The 23,028-nt window shown below is 38.1% G+C and carries 10 protein-coding genes; 8 read left to right on the plus strand and 2 right to left on the minus strand.

What is annotated here, in order from left to right; all coding sequences use genetic code 11:
• The first annotated feature begins 241 nt into the window (after positions 1 to 241).
• The 7 genes from M9892_01785 (at position 242) to xseB (ending at position 9,157) form a co-directional block, all read left to right on the plus strand.
• Positions 242 to 3,031 carry an outer membrane beta-barrel protein gene (locus M9892_01785; GenBank protein ID MCO5253081.1) on the plus strand — a complete coding sequence of 930 codons (2,790 nt, stop codon included), beginning with the start codon at positions 242 to 244 and terminating at the stop codon, positions 3,029 to 3,031.
• Between the two features lie 360 nt (positions 3,032 to 3,391).
• Positions 3,392 to 4,315, plus strand: a complete 924-nt coding sequence (locus tag M9892_01790; protein ID MCO5253082.1) for an ATP-binding cassette domain-containing protein — start codon at positions 3,392 to 3,394, stop codon at positions 4,313 to 4,315.
• Positions 4,299 to 5,033 (plus strand): gliding motility-associated ABC transporter permease subunit GldF, encoded by a 735-nt coding sequence (gene gldF / locus M9892_01795; GenBank protein MCO5253083.1) that lies wholly within the window; start codon positions 4,299 to 4,301, stop codon positions 5,031 to 5,033. The genes M9892_01790 and gldF overlap by 17 nt, the downstream gene beginning before the upstream one ends.
• Before the next feature lie 5 nt (positions 5,034 to 5,038).
• Positions 5,039 to 6,823, plus strand: a complete 1,785-nt coding sequence (gene gldG, locus M9892_01800; GenBank protein MCO5253084.1) for a gliding motility-associated ABC transporter substrate-binding protein GldG — start codon at positions 5,039 to 5,041, stop codon at positions 6,821 to 6,823.
• A 65-nt stretch (positions 6,824 to 6,888) separates the two neighbouring features.
• On the plus strand, positions 6,889 to 7,428 hold the full coding sequence (locus M9892_01805) for a DUF4256 domain-containing protein (GenBank protein ID MCO5253085.1): 540 nt from the start codon (positions 6,889 to 6,891) through the stop codon (positions 7,426 to 7,428).
• Positions 7,429 to 7,553: 125 nt separating this feature from the next.
• Positions 7,554 to 8,963, plus strand: coding sequence for an exodeoxyribonuclease VII large subunit (gene xseA / locus M9892_01810; GenBank protein MCO5253086.1), 1,410 nt, complete (start codon positions 7,554 to 7,556; stop codon positions 8,961 to 8,963).
• Complete coding sequence (xseB, locus tag M9892_01815) at positions 8,960 to 9,157, plus strand: exodeoxyribonuclease VII small subunit (GenBank protein MCO5253087.1); 198 nt, start codon at positions 8,960 to 8,962, stop codon at positions 9,155 to 9,157. Before xseA ends, xseB begins: the two co-directional genes overlap by 4 nt.
• Before the next feature lie 21 nt (positions 9,158 to 9,178).
• Here the strand turns inward: xseB and M9892_01820 are convergent, their stop codons facing one another.
• Complete coding sequence (locus M9892_01820) at positions 9,179 to 12,865, minus strand: TraB/GumN family protein (GenBank protein MCO5253088.1); 3,687 nt, start codon at positions 12,863 to 12,865, stop codon at positions 9,179 to 9,181.
• Positions 12,866 to 13,115: 250 nt separating this feature from the next.
• Between M9892_01820 and M9892_01825 the strand changes: the two genes are divergently transcribed.
• The gene (locus M9892_01825; GenBank protein MCO5253089.1) at positions 13,116 to 20,534 is read left to right on the plus strand and encodes a PKD domain-containing protein; all 7,419 of its coding nucleotides are present in this window, start codon (positions 13,116 to 13,118) and stop codon (positions 20,532 to 20,534) included.
• Positions 20,535 to 20,594: 60 nt separating this feature from the next.
• Here M9892_01825 and M9892_01830 read toward each other — a convergent pair whose 3' ends face one another.
• Positions 20,595 to 22,910: a TonB-dependent receptor gene (locus M9892_01830; GenBank protein MCO5253090.1), complete on the minus strand. Its 2,316-nt coding sequence runs from the start codon at positions 22,908 to 22,910 to the stop codon at positions 20,595 to 20,597.
• Positions 22,911 to 23,028: the final 118 nt, after the last annotated feature.

A 23,028-nucleotide genomic window follows, 5' to 3' on the forward strand; every position in this document is an offset into this window, starting at 1 on the left:
AGATTGGATTTTTCAAACTAACAAAAAAAGCATCTCCACTATATACATCCATCTGTCATAGCCTTTTTGATACTTGTCTGTATTTCGCTCTTTCACTGCTTTTTAGGAATGTTAACGCTCAGATTGTGTGCAATTTTAGAAAACAAGGTTACATTTGCCATCTGAGGAATTGTTTTTTTGCGCAACTTCATAGGTATTTAGAGCTTTTTAACTATTCCTCCTTATAAAAATTAAGGACACTATGGATAAAAAACTATTCTTCCTGCTATTTGCCTTACTCACTTCATTTACGGTATCTGCTCAAAAAGGAAAAGTAACGGGAATACTTTGGGATACATTAACCTATCAACCGATTAGCGCTGCCACAGTAACGGTGTTTAAACTTTCTGACTCAAGTATTATGAACTTTACTTTCTCAGAAAATAATGGAAGTTTTGTAATAAAGGATTTGCCGGTCAATATCCCTTTGCGCTTATTGATTTCTCATATAAATTACACTGCAAAACGCATTGATTTTATGTTGCCAGAAGATCCTTATGAAAAGGATTTTGACTCTTTGCTTTTTGCGTTTAAAATTTTTGAGATAGAAGCAGTGGAAATAAATTGGGAAAAGCCACCAATATTGATTCAAGGAGATACGATTTCTTTTCAGGCAGATGCATTTCTCAACCGACCGGGAACGGTAGTAGAAGACTTGCTAAAACGCATACCCGGCATTGAGTTTAATGACAATGGTATTACCATGAATGGACAAAGTGTGAACAAAATCTTGTTGGATGGCAAAGAGTTTTTTGGCTCTGACCCTACGATGCTGCTCAAAAATATCCCTTCTATGATGGTGGATAAAGTGCAGGTAACAGAGGAAAAAGACAAATTTGGAAGAGCTACAAACTCCGGTGCGGTTACTATCAATGTTACGTTAAAACCGGAGGCTAAAAAAGGAAGTTTTGGAAAAGCTTTTGCAGGTTATGGAACAACTAATAAATACGAAGTGGGAACTATGTGGAACGTGTTTAGGGACACGCTTCAGGTAAGTTTCATCGGATATGGAAATAATTTGAGCAAATCAGGTTTTTCTTTTTCGGACCTTTATCAACTTGGAGGGTTTAACAGAACCGGTTATAATTCTATTACTTATTCTGATAATGCGCTAAGCATTGGTAATACTTCTTTTGGTGGTGGAAATGGTCTGACAGAAAGCTATGGTGGAGGAGTAAATCTTAATCATATTCTTTTTAAAAAATTGAAAGTGAATGCCTCTTATTTTTATGGAGCCTTCAACACAACCTATTTGAATACAAATGTGAAAGACTTTCTTTTTACGGATTCTATTTTTCAGAGTCATACAACAAATAGTAAGTTTTCGCGAGGAAATAGCCATTCATTCAATCTTGGTTTAGATTATATTATTGATTCAACTTCGAGTATTTATGTTTCCGAATCGGGAGCATTTAGTTGGCAAAGAGAGAATAGCATACAAGAAATTCTTAATACGCGAAACTATTTTGACTCTTCCAATATCAAGAACAAACTGCTTGGGAGAGCTAACAACCTCAAACTTAATGGAGAGTTGTATTATGATAAAATGTTCTCAGATAAGTTTTCTTTGAGTGTTTACTATGAACATGACATATCAAACGGGAACTCAAATGACAATTATGACCAACTCAGTTTAATTGACAACATTCTCTTTGAAGACCAAAGTTTTAATCAAATATCATTAGAAGGGAGTTCTCTTTTTGACCATCAAATTAGCACCAATTTTTATTATGATTGGAACCCTAAACTTGCTTCACAGCTTGTGTATAATTTTAATATTCATAATAACAGTACGAAGGTTGAATCAGAGCAAAAAGGAGCGTCAAGCAGCGAATATATGAAAAATGCGCCCTTATCCGGTTTGTTTAAATATAACTATCAAAGTCATCAGGTTAAAAAAAACCTTAGATATAAATTTGGTAAAGATTTGAAGTCCTCACTATCGTTTGAACTTGGATACGAACTCTATGATTTAATGGCAAAAGAGGACGACAGAAGTTTTTATAGAAACAGCTTATATCATCGTCCTACGGGAAGCATTGAATATAGACGAAGCGGAAATGCGAGAAGAAATAATCTTTCAATTAGTTTAGACCAAAACCTGCGTCTTCCTTCTTTTTCTGAATTACTTCCTATTTTGAGCAATCTTGACCCAATGAAAGTAAGCACAGGGAATTATCAATTAGAACCGGTTTACACTACAGGTTTATCAATATATTGTATGTGGTCGCTAGAGAAAATTAAGTTGTTTTTTTATTATTATGCTAATAGTAGCCTCACACAGAATCCCATAATGAGAAATACTTTCTATGATGAAATCGGACGAGAAATCAATACTTTCCAAAACCTCAAAGGCAGTAACGGGTTGAGTGGATATAACAATTTTTCAATTTCTAAAAAAATCAAACTTTCAGAAAAATGGGAATTACCTGTATCTTTTAGCGTCTATGGTGGTGTAGGACGCAATTATCAATTATTGTACGGAGAACTAAATTCTATATTTAATCAAAGCTTAAGTGGAAGTCCAACAGTCCGACTTAGCAAAAAAGATGTCTTTGAACTAAGCGTGAGCTATGGTAAAAGCTGGAGTAAAAATGAAGCAAAATTGACCCAAAGAACAAGCACAAACGTTTTTCACACAGTGAGCTCCACTCTTTGGTGGCAATTGCCCAAAGGATTTAGTATGGAGTATGATTACAAAATGAATTATCAACCTTTTATCAGTAGTGGAATAGAAAATGCCTATAACCTGCTTAGCATTTCCATCAATAAACGTGTGCTGAAAGAGGATAGAGGAATCATTAAATTGTCTGTATTTGACTTGTTAAAACAGAATACAAATATCTCTCGAGTGGTTTCAGCAAATTATATTGGAGAATCGCAAAGCAATACCGTTGTACGCTATTTTATGCTTTCTTTTGTCTATAACCTCAATTCAATGAGTGCTAAGGAGAAATCTCATACTCGCGGTCGTGAGTTGTATTGGTGGTAAGTTGTGGTCTGCCCCGAATTCAAACCTGAACAGTATTGCTGCTCTAAACAGAATGTTAAATATTTCAAAAATGTGAGAGACTCTGTAATCCTTGCCGCAGTAATAGTTTAAGGTTATTTACCAATAATATTAATGAGGCAAAATCTATTTTTTTGAATTTTTATTTTCACGCTTAATAAGCGATAAATAACAAATATGTCTTTGGGCAAAATGGCGGTATTACTACATGAGAAGATGGGTAATAGAGGCAAGTTTCTTCTTCAAATTTACACTCCAATCGAGTGTCTAAATTTCTCTATCAAGTGTAGGAGGAAAAAATCACCATGCTTTGTACAAAGCTCTATATTCGCAAACTGTTAAATGGCAATTAGAGTAGAAAATATCACCAAAATATATGGGGTACAAAAGGCGGTGGACTCCATCTCTTTTGATATTCCCAGAGGGCAGATAGTGGGCTTTTTGGGTCCTAACGGTGCAGGAAAAAGTACTACCATGAAAATCCTTACGGGTTTTATTCCTTCTACTTCCGGCAAAGCTTATATTGACAACATTGATATAGAAGAAAAACCGCTGCTCACACGCTCCAAAATTGGATATTTACCCGAACACAATCCATTGTATTTAGACATGTACATCCGCGAATATCTGCGATTTATGGCGGAAATTAATGGTGTAAAAAATCCGTCCAAACGAACCGAAGAACTCATTGAACTGACAGGGCTTACCATTGAGCGCAAGAAAAAAATTGGGCAACTTTCCAAAGGATATCGTCAGCGGGTTGGTTTAGCCCAAGCGTTGATTCACAACCCGGACGTATTGATTCTGGATGAGCCTACTTCAGGGTTAGACCCAAATCAGATTGGCGAAATCAGAAAATTGATTTTGGACATAGGTTCCGAGAAAACCATATTACTATCCACACATATCATGCAAGAGGTTGAGGCACTTTGTCAACGCACAATCATCATCAACAGAGGAAAAATTGTAGCAGATGCACCCACATCAGAATTAGGCAAAAAACTCGAAAGTGATACGGTTATTTATGTAGAGTTTTCCAAAGACATTGCAGATTCAGAATTGCGCTCCATCAAAGAAATCAAAAAAGTGTCCAAAGGGACACAGCCTCATTCTTGGCATATTAGCACTGTCGAACCACAAGCTTGCAAAATAGCACTCAACCGAATTATTGCCAATGCGGAAGGTTATATTTTAGAACAAAAAGAAGAGAAACAGACTTTAGAGGATATTTTCCAAAAACTAACTCAAAATGTGGACGATTTATAAAAAAGAAATCCGGAGCTTTTTAAGCTCTCTCATTGCGTATGTAGTGATAGCAGTCTTTTTGATAGTAACAGGCATGTTTACATGGTTGTTCAAAGACACGAGCGTACTCGACAGCGGTTATGCAAATCTTGACCCTTTATTTTCAATAGCACCCATAATTTTCATTTTTTTGGTTTCGGCTATTACCATGCGCAGTTTTTCAGAAGAGCGCAAGAGTGGCACAATAGAGACCCTTACCACCCGACCGGTTTCGGACTTTGCCATAATCATGGGCAAATACTTTGCAGGACTGACCCTTGTAGTGTTTTCAATATTGCCCACGCTATTGTATTATTATTCTGTAAATAAACTATCCATCAACCCCGCGCAAACCGGCATTGACACAGGTGCCACGCTGGGTTCTTACATAGGACTTTTATTATTAGGAGCCGTATATGTTGCCATAGGGACTTTTGCATCAGCGATTAGCGACAATCAAATTATAGCCTTTTTGTTGTCTATGTTTGTCTGCTTCTTCTTTTTCATTGCCTTTGACTTCCTCTCTGACATCTCATTTCTCAAAGACTCCGAATTCACCACAGAGTGGATAGGTATTAATTATCATTACAAATCAATCAGCAAGGGTGTTGCCGACACCAGAGATTTGGTGTACTTCATTTCGCTGACCTTGTTATTTTTAGGTTTAACTAAATTTATTTTCGGAAGCCGTAAGTGGTAGAGTTTATGAGTAAGAAAAGAACAAATAAATTGAAGGGTTTTGTTGATTTATCAGTTGTTATTGCCTTTGTAGTAATCGCCAATCTGCTTTCCACACAATACTACACAAAATTTGACCTGACCAAAGAAAAACGCTATACCTTAAGTGAGACTTCGCGCAATCTTGCCAAGAGTGTAAATGATTACATCTATATCAAGGTATATCTGAATGGAGAGCTAAGTTCCAAGTTTAAACAGCTTAAAAACGCTACTTTGGACATGCTGTCCAACTTTCGTGAAGCCTCCGGCAATCAAATTGAGTATGAATTTGTTGACCCTTTTGCCGGCAAAGACAATAAAGAGAAACAGCAATTACTGCAAGATTTCGAACAAAAAGGACTTCCTCCTTATGATGATGTAGAAGATGAAGAAATAGAATCTCAAAAACGCAATTTAATTATTCCGGGAGCAGAGGTTTTTTATGGTACAGGGAAAAGTTTTGTAATAAACTTGCTCAAAACAGAATTAGGTCAAGCCAATGAAGAGAACATCAATCAATCTATTGAAAACCTTGAATATGAAATTGCCCATGCCATTCGAAAATGCAAAGCAGACCAGAGCAAACGCATAGGTTTTCTGACAGGGCACGGAGAATTGAACGAATTGCAGTTATATGACCTCAAAAAAGAGCTTGGGAGCTTCTATCGTCTTGACAATCTGAATATTGATTTGCGCGATTCTGCCGCAATCGCTCTCTATGCAGACAAATTTACCAATAATGATGAAGAAAATGCCAAAATTATCCTAAGTGGTTTACAAAGCCGTATCAATCAATACAGCGCAGTTGTAATCGCCAAACCTCGTACAGATTTGACACGTGAAGAATCTTTTTTGATAGACCAATATATGATGCAAGGCGGCAAAACCCTTTGGTTTATTGATGCGCTTCAGGCAGAAATGGACTCTTTGAGCAACACAGGCAGGATGGTTTCAGTGGATTATCCTTTGGAAAATCTCCGCGAGCTGCTTTTTCATTATGGAGTGAGGGTAAATGTAGATTTATTGCAAGATTTTCGCTGTAATGACATAGCGCTCAGAGACCCATACTCTGCCAACAGTTATCGCAATTTCCCATGGGTTTACTTCCCGGTTTTTACAGCGCACCCTACTCTATCCAAACATCCCATTAACCGCAATATAGAAGGGGTATGGTCGCGCTTTGGAGGCACTCTCAAAATATTAAGTAAGGAAGGAGTTAAGTCCACCCCTTTATTGATAAGTTCTGAAAGAAGCAAGATTTCCAATGCCCCCGCTTTGGTTGAGTTTAGTATTATTGACAAAATTCGCTCTAATGACAAGAACTTCATATCAACTTTTAATGCAGGTCCTCAAGTTGCGGGCGTGCTACTTGAGGGCACGTTCAAATCCGCTTTTGCACGCAGAAATGTGCGCTCTGATTTACCTTTCAAAGAGAGTGGCAAAGGAAGCATTATTGTGATTGCAGATGGAGACATTGCCCGAAACCATGTCAGCAGTCAGGGCGGGTATTTAGAACTTGGCAAAGACCATATTACGGGTAGATTTTTCGGAAATAAAAAATTCCTGCTTAATTGCTTTGACTACTTGTTAGACGACTCTGGTTTGATTGAAATTCGTTCCAAAGAAATCATACTGCGTCTTTTGGACAAAGAAAAAGTAAAAGAACAACGCACTTATTGGCAGTTTTTCAACTTGGGTTTACCTGTTATCTTGATGATACTATTCGGACTGATTAATGCTTTTGTGAGAAAGAGAAAATACGCAAGTAGATAGTTGACAAGCTATATTTGTTTCAGCTCTAAACTAACAAATTTTAAGAAATAAAACACCCACTCACTATGCAAACCCAAACAGAGATTCTCAAAACACTCAAAGAAAGGTTTAATAAAAATATGTCCCGACATACCGGCATGGACTGGTCAGCGATATCAAAAAAATTGGAAGCTAACCCCGAAAAATTAATGGTTTTGAACCGGATGGAACTGTCAGGAGGCGAACCCGATGTGGTTAGCTATGACGTAAAAAAAGACGAATACACCTTTATAGACTGTTCGCAAGAAAGTCCAATTGGGCGCAGAAGCCTATGTTATGACCGAGCAGCATTAGACTCAAGAAAAGCCAATAAACCAATCAATAGTGCATTTGACTTGGCAACTGAAATAGGAGTAACCATGCTGACAGAAGAACAGTACAAACACTTCCATAAGATTGTGCAATTTGATAACAAGACTTCCAGTTGGGTTCTCACCCCGGATGATATCAGAAAATTAGGAGGTGCTATATTTTGCGATTACCGTTTTGGCAGAGTTTTCACCTATCATAATGGAGCTGAATCATACTATGCCGCGAGAGGCTTTAGAGGTTTGCTATTAGTTTGATTTATATATCACAAGCAAAATAACTTCATCCCTATTATAGCCCACCCTTGTGAAACGGCAAAGAAGAATACCCGTTTTCATTCAATTAAAGAGATATATTTGCTTCCGTCAATCCATCTTTCACCATGTCCGAAACCATAAACGGCAGACAGATTTTCACCCTTTTTGAAGTTACAAAAAGTATTCAAAAAACTATTTCAGAACGATATGGAAATTCTTATTGGATAAAAGCCGAAATAATCAAACTCAATTTTTATAAACACAGCGGACACTGCTACCCGGATTTGGTGGACAAACAGGACGGAAAGGTTGTTGCACAAATGCGCTCCACAATGTGGAGACACGATTTTTTACGCATTAACAATGAGTTTGAGAGGATATTAAAAGAACCACTCAAAGAAGGTATCAAAGTGCTTATTCTGGCACGTATTTCTTTTTCAAGTGAACATGGAATTTCGCTTAACATTCAGGATATAGATGCGAGTTTCACGCTCGGTGATTTAGAAAAGGAAAAACAAGAGACTATCAATAAACTCAAAGCAGAAGGCATTTTCAATCAAAACAAGTCTTTGAAGATACCTTTGCTCCCCCAAAGAATTGCAGTCATTTCGGTTGAAACGAGTAAGGGATATGCAGATTTTGTGAGAGTTTTGGAAGAAGCCAAGCACACTTGGGGATACCACTTTTTCCGAATGCTCTTCCCTTCGTTACTGCAAGGAGATGGAGCGGTTCGCACAATCATCGAACAACTGTCACTCATTCGCAAAGTAATTCATCACTTTGACGTGGTGGTCATTGTGCGCGGTGGTGGCGGGGATGTTGGATTATCTTGTTACAACCATTACGAACTTGCCCAAGCCATAGCCACTTTCCCTCTTCCGGTTATTACAGGAATCGGTCATTCCACCAACGAAACTGTTGCAGAAATGGTTGCATTAAGGGATGCAATTACTCCTACTAAACTTGCTGAAATGTTGATTCAACAGTTTCATAATTTTTCTGACCCTGTGCAAGAAGCAGAAAAAACAATCGTGCAAAAGTCAAGATTGTTGTTAGATACAAACAAATTAGAGCTATTCAATACAGGCAAGCTATTCAGGTCTGTTACGCAAGGCTCCTTATTGCGTGGCAAAGGCATATTATCAAATATGAGCCGGAGCATAACACAAAAAGCAGCAGGATTATTGAATACTGAGAAACAATTTCTTGCTCAAACATCTTTCGGCATTCAAAAAGATATTGTTTTTAAGTTGGGGAGCAGCAACAACACCCTTGCACAACTCGCCCAAAGAATCAAGTTGGAAAGCATATCCATGATAAATAACCAACAAACGGAAATTAGAAATATTACTAAAAACATTGAAAACATGAGTCCTGTCAATGTTCTCAAACGTGGTTACAGCATTGCACTCCATAATGGCAAACCTATTCAAACGTACAAACAAGTCAATGTTGGAGATTCGGTTGATATTGTTTTGTACGAGGGTACTGCTACAAGTATTATTCAATCTACATCAAAAAAATCAAAATTATGAGCACAGAAATAACCTATACAAAAGCATTTGAAGAACTTCAAAATATCGTAACAGAGATTGAACGAGGCGAAATTTCAGTAGATGAACTTTCGACAAAAGTAAAAAGAGCTTCGCAACTCATCAAAATCTGCAAAACCAAACTGACAACAACAGAGGAAGATGTCAACAAAATCCTCAAAGAGCTTGAAGATTAATCAGTTCCAAAGCAACAATTTTTACCAATAGTAAGAAAAACTGTTATCGTCTGTTGCCGAAGCCCGCTGCCTATCTTTAACCTGAAATTCTTCGCTTAGTTCTTCAAGATACTTAGCACGTCTTTCAGGGTTATCAATAACTACACTCGTATTAAATGTGCTGCCTGTCGGACATATCTTCCCATTCTTGAGTTCAACTGCTACCAAAGCCAGATTCTTGAAATCTTTGGGGTCAAAATTGCGAGATTCTGTTTGCTTAGCACTGATATAACGGTTAATTTCATAATAGAAAATTCGGTATTGTTTCCCTCTGATTGTTGCATTTTCAGAAGACAATAATTTAAAAGTATCTTTCTCCAAATCAAACTTAGATATTACATAAGACGACCCACCTAATGTTATTCTTGCCAATAATTCCTCATCCATATATTTTGCGGGAATTAAATCCAGTCTATTTATATCCTCCAAATTCGTATATAATCTCAATAAAAATGTAGGCTTAGCAGCTATTTTATCAATCAACCCCTGATTCACTTCCAACTTATTAGCTAATCTGTAACGAATCATCATGATTTGATTCACTTCTGATGTAATACTGGTATCATAACTTTTTAATAATTCCGCGACTTCTTTATGTTGTATTTGTGGAAGCAGTAATTTATATTTTTGAATCAGGCTAAAATTATAAGAAGTTGTAGAAGTATTGTTTGTACTCTCATCCATTGCTTCATTTTTAGCTTTAGCTATGTTGTTCTTCTGCTCTGCAGCCAGATATTTTTTTAATACAAATTCAGATTCAGCAATAAGTTTGGGTAAAAATGATTGATAAAATTTGCCATCCACTATTCCGCTATCGAGCATATTGGAAAGATCACCAAAAATCATAGTCTTATACTCTTGAATATGCTCATAGTCAAACAATAATGGATACAAATGGCTCCACAAGCTCATGCTGTCAATGCGAAGAGGCGCGAGAACCACCCTGTCAGCATCCATCACATAAGGCAGGTCTTCTTTCATAATTTCTTTGAGTGCCTCAATAGTTTTCATTGATTTTTGGGCACACAACACTTGTAGCGCACTGATTTGAATAGGATAATTATTTGGATGTTCTAAATAGAGCTTTTTTGCAAAATCTATCAGCTTATCATCTTCGAGTTCAGAGAGTTTGTTCAACAAGATTTGTTGAACAAACTCCTGCTCCTTAGCTTTAAATGGATAAGTATTAACAACCTCAATCACTCTGTCAATATTACTTTTGCTCAGTGTAACATAGTCCAAAGATGAAATGGCTTTTTTGAATCGTGTACTGTCTGTGGAAAGTAAGTCATCCAAAAATAAGTTACCTTTTTCCTCAAAGACCGAGAAACCAAAAGAAGAATCAATGGGTGTAAAATTGTCATAAAATGCATTGATAAAGGGTGAGCCTTGGTTTACAGAATCCACCAATGTGCGTAGTATATAGATAGCGTCTCCGCCTTTTTTTATAATAGCTCTCATTTTAATAAGCCTGCAACTTCCCGTGTCGGACAAATACAAGTCCATGATATGTTGCCCGTCTTTTTCATAGCGTTTTTGCGAAAAGACAGTAAAAGCATCTTCAGAGTTTATGTTTCTAACAGTTTCATTGAATAAAGAGTCTGCATCAGGATAAAAGGTGTATTCGTGAAATTTCTCAAAAAACACGCGCACCCTCTCCCCTGCTTCAGATAGATAAATATTAACATTGGAATATTCTTCATAATCCTTTCTGTAATCATAATAACCGAGATTTCGTTTACTGCTTTCGTTGATGTCTTTGGAAGTTAGGGTAGAAAAATATAACAAAGTATCCGTAAACTTTTCAAATGGTTTGAGGTTGGAAAGTGGTTCGATTGTAAAAGAGTCAAAAAATCTTTTTGCTAACTTTTTGTTTTTATGTGTCTTAGCCGCAAGCAGATAATAATAACCTCCGGAAATAACCATTCTAAAATAAGTTGTTTCGCCTTTTTCTCCTTTTTTAGGTATAAGCGCAAAATCAAGACAAGGCAAGCCTTGCCAACGGCTTAAAGATTTTTCACCCAGTTCTTTTTCATGCTTCTTGGCTAATTTTTGAGCAGTTCGTTCTAACTCAAATTGATCTTCTTCAATATAGTTAAAGTCCATCAACGAGTTACGTGTCAAGAAAAACAGGCTTTTTGTCTTGCTATCATAACCTTGAAATACAGGATTAGTATAAACAGCTGAAATGGGCAAATCCGAATCCAAAACATGCATTGCTGGCATTTCTACCGAAAAACCGCCATATATAAACTTGATTCGCCCCCATTTGGCTTTCCTGTTATCCTCAACAAACTTCAAACTCGCAAAAACCGAATCTGACCATTGAGAAATAAAATCACCGTTTCCACCCATTTTGAAGATAATAATTTCAAAAGGGGTTACATAAATTTGATAATGTTGCAAATTACCGGTCTTGGTTCTATTTTTTACTTCTATCCCTGTGTAGTCCCCATTCTTAATCCTTCGTTTAGATAATATTTTACCCGGTATATTTTCAAACAGCAGACTGTCAATTTTGTCCAAGTAATTATCTGCAGAAATTTCGGAAACTATCCCAAACGTAGCAATTTTATTGACGGAAAAGAATGAACCATTGGTCATCTCAGAACAAAGAAAATTAGTTCCACTATAAGGTAGCTCATACAATTTTGCAGGGAGATTAATAGTAAATTGCTTGTCGGGGGAAACCTGCGGAGTCAAAATCAAATCGGTTTTCAGAGAGTCATAGTATTTCTTTGTATCAGTCGCAAAATCCGTTTTGATAAATGAAACCGGTCTTACAACACATCCTTTTTTTCGTAAATATTCAATTACGCCATAATCTCCGCCCAAATGTGCAGCTCCCACGCCAGTAAAAACAGAATGATTTTTCATTAACACAAACATGCTGTCTGCCATCAATCGGTTGCGTTCGTTCAAAAACCATTGAATATAATGTGGAGTAGAAAATAAATCTTGCAGTTCCAGCACCAAATCCAAGTCTTGTTGACGATAAGCATCTTCAAAAATTTCGCTTATATCCTGCGTTTTCATCCGTTCTTCAAGCCAAAGCGGAATAGGCTTCTCGTCTTTTCTGTTTTTTCTTTCGGTTTGGGCAATTCTAAGCAAGTCATTGGTATGTTTAATGTTTTCAAGTCCTACTACCTTTCTTCCGGTTTTGGCACCTGCCATATAAATAAACATATCCAAATAAGTATCTTCCTCAAAATCCGACATATAAGGATCGCTCCTGAATTGCAAAGAATTCAGCATCATATCCCTACTGGCGATATTAGAACCTATGAAGCTATTGGTAGGTGGGTCAATCGGGAAAATTCTTTGATAAAAACCTTTGTCAGTATATGTGTTGGCGGGATAACTCCCAAAGTATTCAGGTGCATATTTCAAATTCAGAATTTCATCTAACCAATCTGTAGGGTTGGATTCCAATGCTATGATATCAGCGTTTTTAAGTCCAAGAAAAAAAGTATCACTGAGATTGAAGGCAAGTTTGCTACTCACATGCATAGTGCCATACAAATAGGACTTCTTGTCCGGATTTTGAGGAGAAGTTACTTCCCACAACAAAGACTGATATTTTTTTGTGGGTGTTTGAGCAACAAGAATGTTTTCACTAAAACTTAAACAGAGTACTGTTACAGAGAACAGAACAAGTATTTTTTTCATTTATAACAATTTAACGTGGCGAAATTAATGTAAAGGCAATAAGAAAGGATGAATTTACAATAATGATTGGTGTACAATAAATACAGGTTGGTAAAAAATAACATCCTTAATTTACAACGTAATATCTGCCAAATTGTTTTTCTAAAACAGCAGTTGCATCAAGTTGTACACCCATCTAATTGTGCATGAAATATTAACAATTTTCACTATTCACAACCCCAATTTGGCTTAATTTTGCAATCCTTTATAAATGCGCCCTACCAAATCCATACTTTCTCTTTGTGTATCAACAATCTTGATGATGTTTGCGCAAAGTTCTTTTGGGCAATGTATAGCGGCTTTTAGTGTAACTCCCAAAGTATGCGACAAAGACACCGTAAGTTTTGGTTTTACAGGTAGTGGCAAGCATTTCGATTGGGATTTTGACAACCCCGCTTCAGGTATTAGGAACACCGACACGCTAAAAAACCCTAAACATCTATTTACAAGCTTCGGAGTATATAATGTGAGGTTAATCGTGTCCGACTCTGCGTGTTCTGACACTCTTATCAAGCAGGTTAGAGTATTAGAAAAACCGATGGTTTCATTTTCATTTCTCAATAATTGCAAAAACCTCATCACCGACTTCAATGCTTATACGTCTATAGACACAGCAGATTCCGCCAAACAAATCTATTGGTTTGCCAATAACTCTTTAATGGATTCGGGCGCTTTTATTTCTCATTCATTTACAGACACGGGTCAAGTCAAGATAAGCGCTCACATTGTTACAGTTGAGGGATGTTCGGATAGTTTTGAAAAAACAATTACTGTTTATCCTACTCCCGAAATACAGTCAGATAAAAGTTCGTCTTGTATAGAACAAGACCTCAATTTCAGTCTCAAAGCAGGGCTTGTTCCTTCTGTCAAATACAAATGGAATTTTGGGGATGGCTCCATCAGCAGCCAAGCTGCCCCCAAATATCAATACACAAAAGGTGGAATTTATTCTGTTACACTTTTGATGACATACGCTGATAGTAGCACTTGCTTGACCGGTGGAGACAGTCTGACAATCTCAAACAAACCTAATACTAACTTTAAACTATTGACGGATAGTATCCAATGTTTTCAAGGTAATCAGTTCTGTTTTGAGTTTGTGGGCAGAGAAAAAAATTTGAGCTATCGTTCTGTCATTTTTGGTGATGGCAATCAAAACAATGTCTTCTCATTGACAGACACAACTCTATGTTACTCATACAACGACACAACCGGAGGAATATATTCCGTAACTTATGAAGCCATAGATTCAAATGGATGCTCCAACACCACCACCATTGACAGTATGATTGAGTTGCACCCAAAAATACGACTTGGGTTTTACCATAACAACACATTTGGTTGTTTTAGCACTGCGGTTTCATTTACTAATACCAGCAACACAACTCCACCGCGTATCACAAAATTCAAATGGGATTTTGGAGATAGTACTTATGATTCAACAGCTTGGTCTCCCGGGCATACCTATACCGATAATGGCATATTCTCGGTTTCGCTGCAAGTAGAAGACGACAAAGGTTGCCAAGTTTCTACAACCTATAACAACATTATCCAAAATGTAAATTACAATGTGGACGCGTATTTGGATAGCGTAGTAAGTTTTTGCAGAAGTGACAACAAACTGTTTTACAAACAAACTCCAATTACAGGTGGTAGTATCAACTGGTTTTGGACGGATGCCGACACCTCATACACTTGGAGTGTAAGTAAACACTATTACAATCCGGGCACCTATTATCCAAGAGTGCATATTTCTGTTTATGGCTGTGTCAAAGACACCGTTTTTGACACGATTACGATTGTCGGTCCCAGAGCATTGGCAAGCAATATTATCAACCGATATCAGTGCCAAATCAAAGACACCATCTACTTTACTAACTCCAGCTTATATGATTTTAACAAAAGCCGTTCAACATTTTGGGACTTTGGCGATTCTTATGCTCCTGCATGTACAAGCAACTTGGCTCAAGGCATCAATGTCGGACTGAATTGTCGATACAGTACAGACAGCGTACTGACAAAACATTTTTATACGCCCGGCAAAGAACAATGCTACTATACTAAACTTGTGGTGAGCGATACAGTGTTGGGTTGCGCAGATTCGACCTATATTGCTCTTCCTCTGATGCCACCGAAAGCGGATATTGATCTGAGTATTTTGCCACCAAGAGCAGGTATGTCACTCAACCATAGTCGCTCATGCTTGAGTGAAGATGACGACAAAATCAATGTATTGGTGTTAAACTTAAATCAAACTCAACCCGCTTGTACACGGCAAAGGTGGTGGGTAATGTGGGATTCTCTGGGTGCAAGACAATCCGGAAGTTTTGATTCACATTGGGAGTCTTACGCAGACTCGCACTACTACACCTTTGCAAACAAACCAGCAGATCCAAATGGATTTGTAACCATTGGTTTAATTATTGAAAACGGGAGAGATTCAAACAATAATGTGTGTAGGGATACTGCTTGGTATCATGATTTCTTGCAATTTGAAATGTTCGACCCTGACTTTGATTCCGATTATGACTCAACGGTTCAGTATTGCAAAGGAACAGAGTTTACTTTTCGACTTAAAGACACCATTCAAAATTCGCTTTCGCAAGTTAGGTGGGATTGGGATGATGGCACTGTGGACTTATTGACTTCGGGGAACTTGACAGCACCTATTAAGCACAAGTTCAAATCGTCAAAATGGTATAATATCACCGTTACGGTATGGACAGATTCAGGCTGTGTAGCCACACACACCAAGCGTATCAAAGTGGGCTATTACACCGATTTCTCTTTGATTGACCCAAACAATGGTGGTGCATTTTGCAAAAACGACCCCATTCAGCTTATACCCGAAATCCAATACATCAATGGTTTCAATTACCCGTGGAATGACTCAAGCAGGATAAAATCCGGCAAAGAAAAAATTCGATGGAATATGGGTGATGGACAGGGATATCAGGATTTAGGGTTGCCACCTTTTTCATATTCCTATTCCAAAGGCGGCATCTACAACGTTTCAATTGCTGTAGAAGACAGTGCCGGGTGCTTAGACACAATTACAAAGGTTAATGCTGTTACAATCAAACATATTCAAACTAAGATAGAAACCAATTTAGACAGTTTTGTATGTGCTCAAGCCATTCAATTTAATTCTCTTATTTCAAAATATGACAGTACAAGCCCATTTCCGCAAGACACTCTCGGCAATATTGTATATAAATGGGAATTTGGGAACGGCATCTCCAACAATGCGCTTCCCAATCCGCTTGTGATGTTGAAAGAAGGCATGTACAAAATAAAGCTTAGCGCCACCAATGACATTGGGTGTAAAGACAGTGTAAGCAAAGATATTGTTGTGATTGGACCTAAAGCCGAATATGAATTCATGTCCGACTCCATTGGCTGTCAACCTTTGGTGATGACTTTCAAAAATAAAAGTACCGGTGCAAGTAACTATATATGGCGATATAGGGACAGTAGTGGAAATGTTCTTAATACCGGCTCATTAGCGGACATCAACTTTACATACCCACAATTTGGAAAATATTATCCATACCTGACAGCCCAAGGGACTTATGTCAAGAATGGCGCAACTATCACTTGCTCGAGTGTCTTCCCTGATTCCATGCCCATCCCGTTCCGAGAGATAACAGTATTAGAAATTCCCAAACCAGATTTCCAAAATGTTACAAATTGCTTTACTAAAACGACTCAATTTACCAATAAGACATATATAGGAACCTCTACTTTGTCTTCTGTCAAATGGGATTTTGGCGATGGAAACAGTTCGAAAGACAATGACCCAATTCATCAGTACAACGATACGGGCAGATTTAATGTTACGCTGATTGCATTTTCAGCCAATGGCTGTTCAGACACACTTCAACGGATGATTGTTATTTCGCCCACCCCTATTCCTGACTTTATTTTCACAAATGAATGTGCAGGGGTTGCCATCAAATTTAAGGATACCACCAAAGCCTTTAATGATGTTGTGGTCAAATGGAAATGGAGTTTTGGAGACAGCACTTTTGGCAGTGCAGATATTATCAGCAAAAGTTATAAAACAGGCGGCACATACAATGTCAAGTTAGTAGTTACCAATATGGCAGGCTGCTCTGACTCGATATCAAAAATGCTAACTGTACACTACAAACCCACAGTCAATTATACTGTTGCTCATACGTGCTCACGTCAGGACTTGGTTATCAGCAACCTCAGCAGTGTACCCGACACAAACCTGACATATCAATGGAGTTTTGCCGATGGCTCTTTTGCCACCAATATTAATCCTCTCAAAACCTATCCATCGAACGGAACATATAATATCAAACTGAAAGCTGTGAGCGGATTTGGTTGTACAGACTCAATTTCCAAAAATATTACGATTAACCCCACTCCGGTAGCAAATTTTAATATTAACAAGGCAACCCAATGTTTTGCAGAACAACAATTTATTTATAGCAACACAACATCCATTCCCACCGGTTCATTTTCTTCTTTTTGGGCATTTGGTGACGGCAAAACCGGTAGTACCACCTCGCCCTCGCATACTTATGCAGATACAGGAATTTTTAATGTAAAGTTAATCACAACATCCGGATTTGGCTGTGCAGATACGATTTCCAAAAGTGTTACGGTTCAAGCGAATCCTCTGGCAAGTTTCAGCATAGACAATATACAACAATGTTTGCTTGGTAACAAATTTACCTTTTCGGATATCACAACGGGTACACTTGCCCGTGCATGGCTCATCAAAGGAACTACATACACAGACAGTACTTTTCAATATAGCTATACAGATACGGGCTTACATACAATCCGCATGGTTGCATTTTCTGCCAACACGTGCACCGACACCACATATCGCACAGTAGAAGTCCTGCCTATGCCCATTGCTAAAATTGGCGTGAACATTCCTGCTCAGTGTGTAAACAATCAAAATTTCTCTTTTACTGACCTTACAACACTTGCAAAATACCCAACTTGGACAACAGTATGGGATTTTGGGAACGGCAAGACCGATGTTCTTTCCAACCCCACCACAAGCTATGATACAGCAGGATTTTACCTGGTAACGTTAAAAGTGATGTCAAGCAAGGGTTGCGCGGACACAAGCACCTACAAGGTGGAGGTTTACCCAAAGCCTAATCCTGAATTCACAATCAATGATGATGAACAATGTCAGTTGAACAACCTTTTTGTATTTACCAATCAAAGTGCGGTTGCCAAAGGCTCTCTGAACTATAAGTGGAGTTTTGGAGACGGAAATAGCAGCATCCTGACAAATCCCAAACATATCTATACAATTGCCGGTAAACCCAACATTAAGCTTATTACAACGTCAACCCTTGGCTGTGTGGATTCTGTTTCTCATTCGGTTACACTGCGGGCAAAACCTTCTGCTGCCATTGCAGTTAACAAAGCACAACAATGTGTCAACCCGAACCTATTTGTGTTCAACAGTAAGAGCAAAAGCAACGAAGGCAGTTTTGTTTCCTATGAGTGGAATATTCCGGCACAATCTGTAAACAGTTTGCAAGCAAATGATACGTTTTCGTTTTCATTCCCAACTCATGGCATATTTAACATAAATCTTTATGCAACCACTAATTTCGGTTGTGCAGATTCAGTGCAAACGCAGGTGGAGGTATATCCAAAACCAGAAGCATTATTTTCTATCAATGATTCTACCCAATGTGTAAACAATCAGTTATTTGCATTCAATAATGCGTCCTCCATCCCTTATGGCGCGCTGAGCTATCAATGGACATTTGGAGATGGCAAAGGCTCAACCGCAATTCACCCGACTCATAATTACAGCAGCCCCGACACATTTTTTGTCAAGCTGATTGCAACATCGGGTAACGGATGTAAAGATACCACAGGAACTCCCGTGATTGTATATCCAAAACCGTTCGTAGATTTCAGCATCAATGATTCAGGGCAATGTCTGACAGGGAATTTATATGAGTTGAGCAATTTGAGTTCTATTTCATACGGCTCTCTCACCTATTTTTGGGATTTGGGCAATGGAGAAACTTCTACTCAGAAAGACACTCAAATCAGCTATCCTGCTTATGGCAGCTATAAAATACTGCTCAAATCGACTTCCAATTTCGGATGTATTGATACCCTATCGCGTTTAGTCAAAGTGTATCCCAAGCCTACACCTGACTTTGCCGTCAATCAGGACAAGCAATGCCTTAATGAGAATCAATACAAATTCTCAACCTTGTCAAATATTGCTTACGGTTCGCTCAGTTATCAGTGGCTCTTTGGCGATGGGGCTATTGACAATGGTGACACGACTTATCACAAATACAGCAACTTTGGACCCTTCACCGTCAAAATGATTTCTACTTCCAATTTTGGTTGCATTGACTCGAGCACAAAAGAAATCAGGGTTTGGGCTAATCCAAAAAGTGCTTTTGCAGCCAACAATGCTGCACAGTGTATCAACACTCAAAACTTTGCATTTATCAACCAATCCCAAATCAATCAAGGCACAATAACATCTCAAACTTGGAATTTCGGCAATAACAATTTCAGTATTCTACAGAATCCTTCACAATATTTTGAAAGCAGCGGCAGGTTCAGAATAAGTCTTATTTCATACTCTGACAGCGGTTGTTTGGACTCCGTTATTCATTTTGTTGATGTGTATCCCAAACCCAAAGCCGCCTTTGACATCAATGACACTTCACAATGTTTGTACAGCAATCACTTTGAATTTACCGGCAAGTCAACGGACACACTCAATCTCATTGATTACCGCTGGCTAATTGATAGGGTCGGATATGCTAATTCGCTCAATACCTCATTTAAGTTCAATAAAATAGGATTTCACCCAATTGAATACAGGGTGATTTCTGAATTGGGATGTGCAGATACCGCCATCAGAGAGGTATTTGTTAAACCCATGCCTGATCCAAGTTTTGAGAAACTCAATATTTATTATTGCAACAACCAAGGTCCGTTTTCATTCACACCCACCACACCTGGCGGCACATTTTACGGCAAAAACATAGAAACCAATCTTTATTATCCGCAAATCCTATGGCGAGACACAGTAGAATACAAAGTTACAGTAGATGGCTGCCTTGATTCAAGTTTACAAATCACACAGGTTTACCCTGCACCAAGTGTTTTTCTTGGTTCAGACACCATGCTTTGCAAATATGAATCTTTGGAATTTGATGTAAGTTTCTGGAACAGCACTTATGAATGGCAAGACAGGAATAAAGAAGCTAAATATCAAGTCAAACGTCCCGGATTGTATAAAGTTACAGTCAGCAATTTCTGTGGTTCTGCCACAGACTCAATCTATATAGAATACGGAGAATACAACTGTCGAATGTACCTGCCCACTGCTTTCAGTCCGAACAGAGACGGGCTAAACGACTACTATAACCCAATCACCTACGATGTCGAACAATATCATATTCAGATTTTTAATCGTTGGGGGCAAATGGTGTATGACGGCAATCAGAATGACAAAGGTTGGGATGGAACCTATATGGGCACCCCTTGTGAAATCGGGATGTATATAGTGCAGGTTTCTTATTCGTACAAGTTCAAAACTGAATTCCGAAATCTAACTGAAAGTGCTGCCTTGTATTTGATGAAATAACACGAGTTATAAGCGATTCAACATCTCTATTGACTTTGTAATTGCCTCAAGTCTATTTAGCTAAAACTGAGCATTGATGCTGAGAGAAGGCAGAATGGGGAGTTGATCCACCCTGGTAAAATTGGTTCTGTCAAAATAGAATACATTACTTCTATTGTAAACATTAGTAAGTGAAAATACAGTCCATACTTTTGCATTTTTAGTTTTAAGCAAAATCTTCTCGGCAGAAAAGTCTAATCTGTGATAATACGGGAGTCTTCCGCCATTCAAAGGACCGTATAGAATACCTAAAGAACCATTGTCGGTCAAATAATCTGAGCCGATTCCTTGAGACTGAAAATCCAGTTTTTCATAATAACCTGTTGATTGTGTAAAAGGAAAGCCTGAGCCTAAGCTCCATCGCAAGTTAATATTCCAAGTTTTTTTCTTATCGGGAGTATAGGCTACTAAAGTATTTACATTGTGCCTTCTGTCCCAGTGTGTTGGATAAGAGATAATGCCGTCAAATCTGTTCACCCAAGTAAGCGAATACACCGCCCAGACATAAACTTTTTTATCTTCGTATTTGAACGTAAAATCACCACCATAAGCGTTGCCTGATTCGATGATAAAATCTTTTTTCTCACGATCCGGCTTATCCGCATAAGAAGGTATATCATCAAAAAGTTTATCTCTGTTAATATTGGTTAATTGCGGAAATCCTTTATAAAAACCCTCTATGTTTAATTCAACCTTATCAGACAATTCAAACTCAAATCCTGACACGACATGCCATGATTTTTGCAAGCGAGATGTTACAGGTTGACCATTGAACTCAGACGGCAGATTGTTAGGACCGGACAAAAAACCATAGAACAGATTGACTACATCCCTATCTGAAATTGCACTCATAAGATTTTGCGAATACATGCCTGCAGCCCCCTTGAATCTGACTTTGCGTGAAATATTATACTTAGCAGACACCCGAGGTTCGATAGTACGATTACCCAAAGAAGCATACTCCTGAAAACGCAAGCCGGCATCCAACAAAAACCTATATCTTATATACTTATAAAGTACAAAACCTGCAATTTCGGTATTGATATTCTCTTGTGTAATTTTCCTACCATTCGTGTTATAAAGTTCAAAGTCTGTATTAAAACCGTTTACCTCTAATCCATATCTAAACTCATCACGTTTAATATAAGACGTAAAATTGACTCCCAGATTAAATCCGCTTATTCCGCTCTGACGTGGTTTACCATCAAACTCTTCTTGTTTCATCATATAGTCGGAATATGCCACAAAACCATCAATCTTAGTTTTGCTTGATTCGGGTATAAATACGAACCTGCTTCCAAACCCGTTTGAGACCCAGTGATAATTGGTACTTTGGGGAAAATTTACCTTGTCATCAAAGCGAAACCCAAACAATTTGAGACTACTGCCATTGGGCGAGTGGAAAGATGTTTTGGCGTATATATCTGTGAAGTTGTAAGGTAATTTATCCGGATTGGCATAGGAATAGAAAATCGGAGCACTCTGTTCCAAATATGATTTCTTGATAGATATCATATAAGAACTGCTTCCGGAACCTTGTTCAAAAGGTTTGAGCGGACCTTCAAAAGAAAGTTTAGAAAGAAAAGGTCCCAAGTTCACACTGCCTCCATGGCGTGTTTTGCTTCCATCTCTGGTTTTTATATCAACGATAGCAGAGATTCTATCCCCGTATTCCGCTCCAAAACCAGCAGAATAAACATCTGCTGTCTGAATCATATCTGCATCAAACACAGAAAAAAGTCCGATAGAATGAAAAGGATTGTATATTGTCATTCCGTCCAGCAAAACTTTGTTCATCACCGGAGAACCTCCCCTAATATAGAGTTGTCCACCTTGATCTCCCGTAAAAATAACTCCCGGCAGGATTTGAAGATATTGTGCAATGTCAGGTGCTCCTCCCATGGATGGCAAACGCTTAATATCTTTGGCATCAATGGTAACTTTGGATACTGTCGGGTCTATACTTCGATCATTCTTCTTTCCTTTGACCTCTGCCGTATTAAGTGTTTCAGATTTTGAAGTAAGAAATATATTATGCATGGTGGTCTGACCGGGTTTAATCTGCACGGTGTATATTGCAGAATCATAACCAACATAAGTACAAACCATCGTATAGGTTCCGGCTTTCAAATCATTAATAGTATAAAAGCCATCAAAATCAGATGCAGCGCCTCTGCCCTCCTCAACCAAATAAATATTTGCCGAAATAATGGCATCACCTTTAGCCCCGTCCCGTACTACTCCTTTGACTTCACCTTTTTCTTGTCCGAATACCGCGTGTGCAATAAAAACAAATGAGAAAAGAACAAGGTGCTTGAGTATAAATTTACCTATCATAAAATGAAGATGCGAAACAACAATAAAAAAGTGATTTTAATCCTACTACACAATATATAATTGAGGAAAGAGCCTTTTTCAACCATCAATTCTCCTTTTGTTTAACACAAAAAACAAA

This window comes from Bacteroidota bacterium, from assembly GCA_023957335.1.
Classification (GTDB): domain Bacteria; phylum Bacteroidota; class Bacteroidia; order NS11-12g; family UBA955; genus JALOAG01.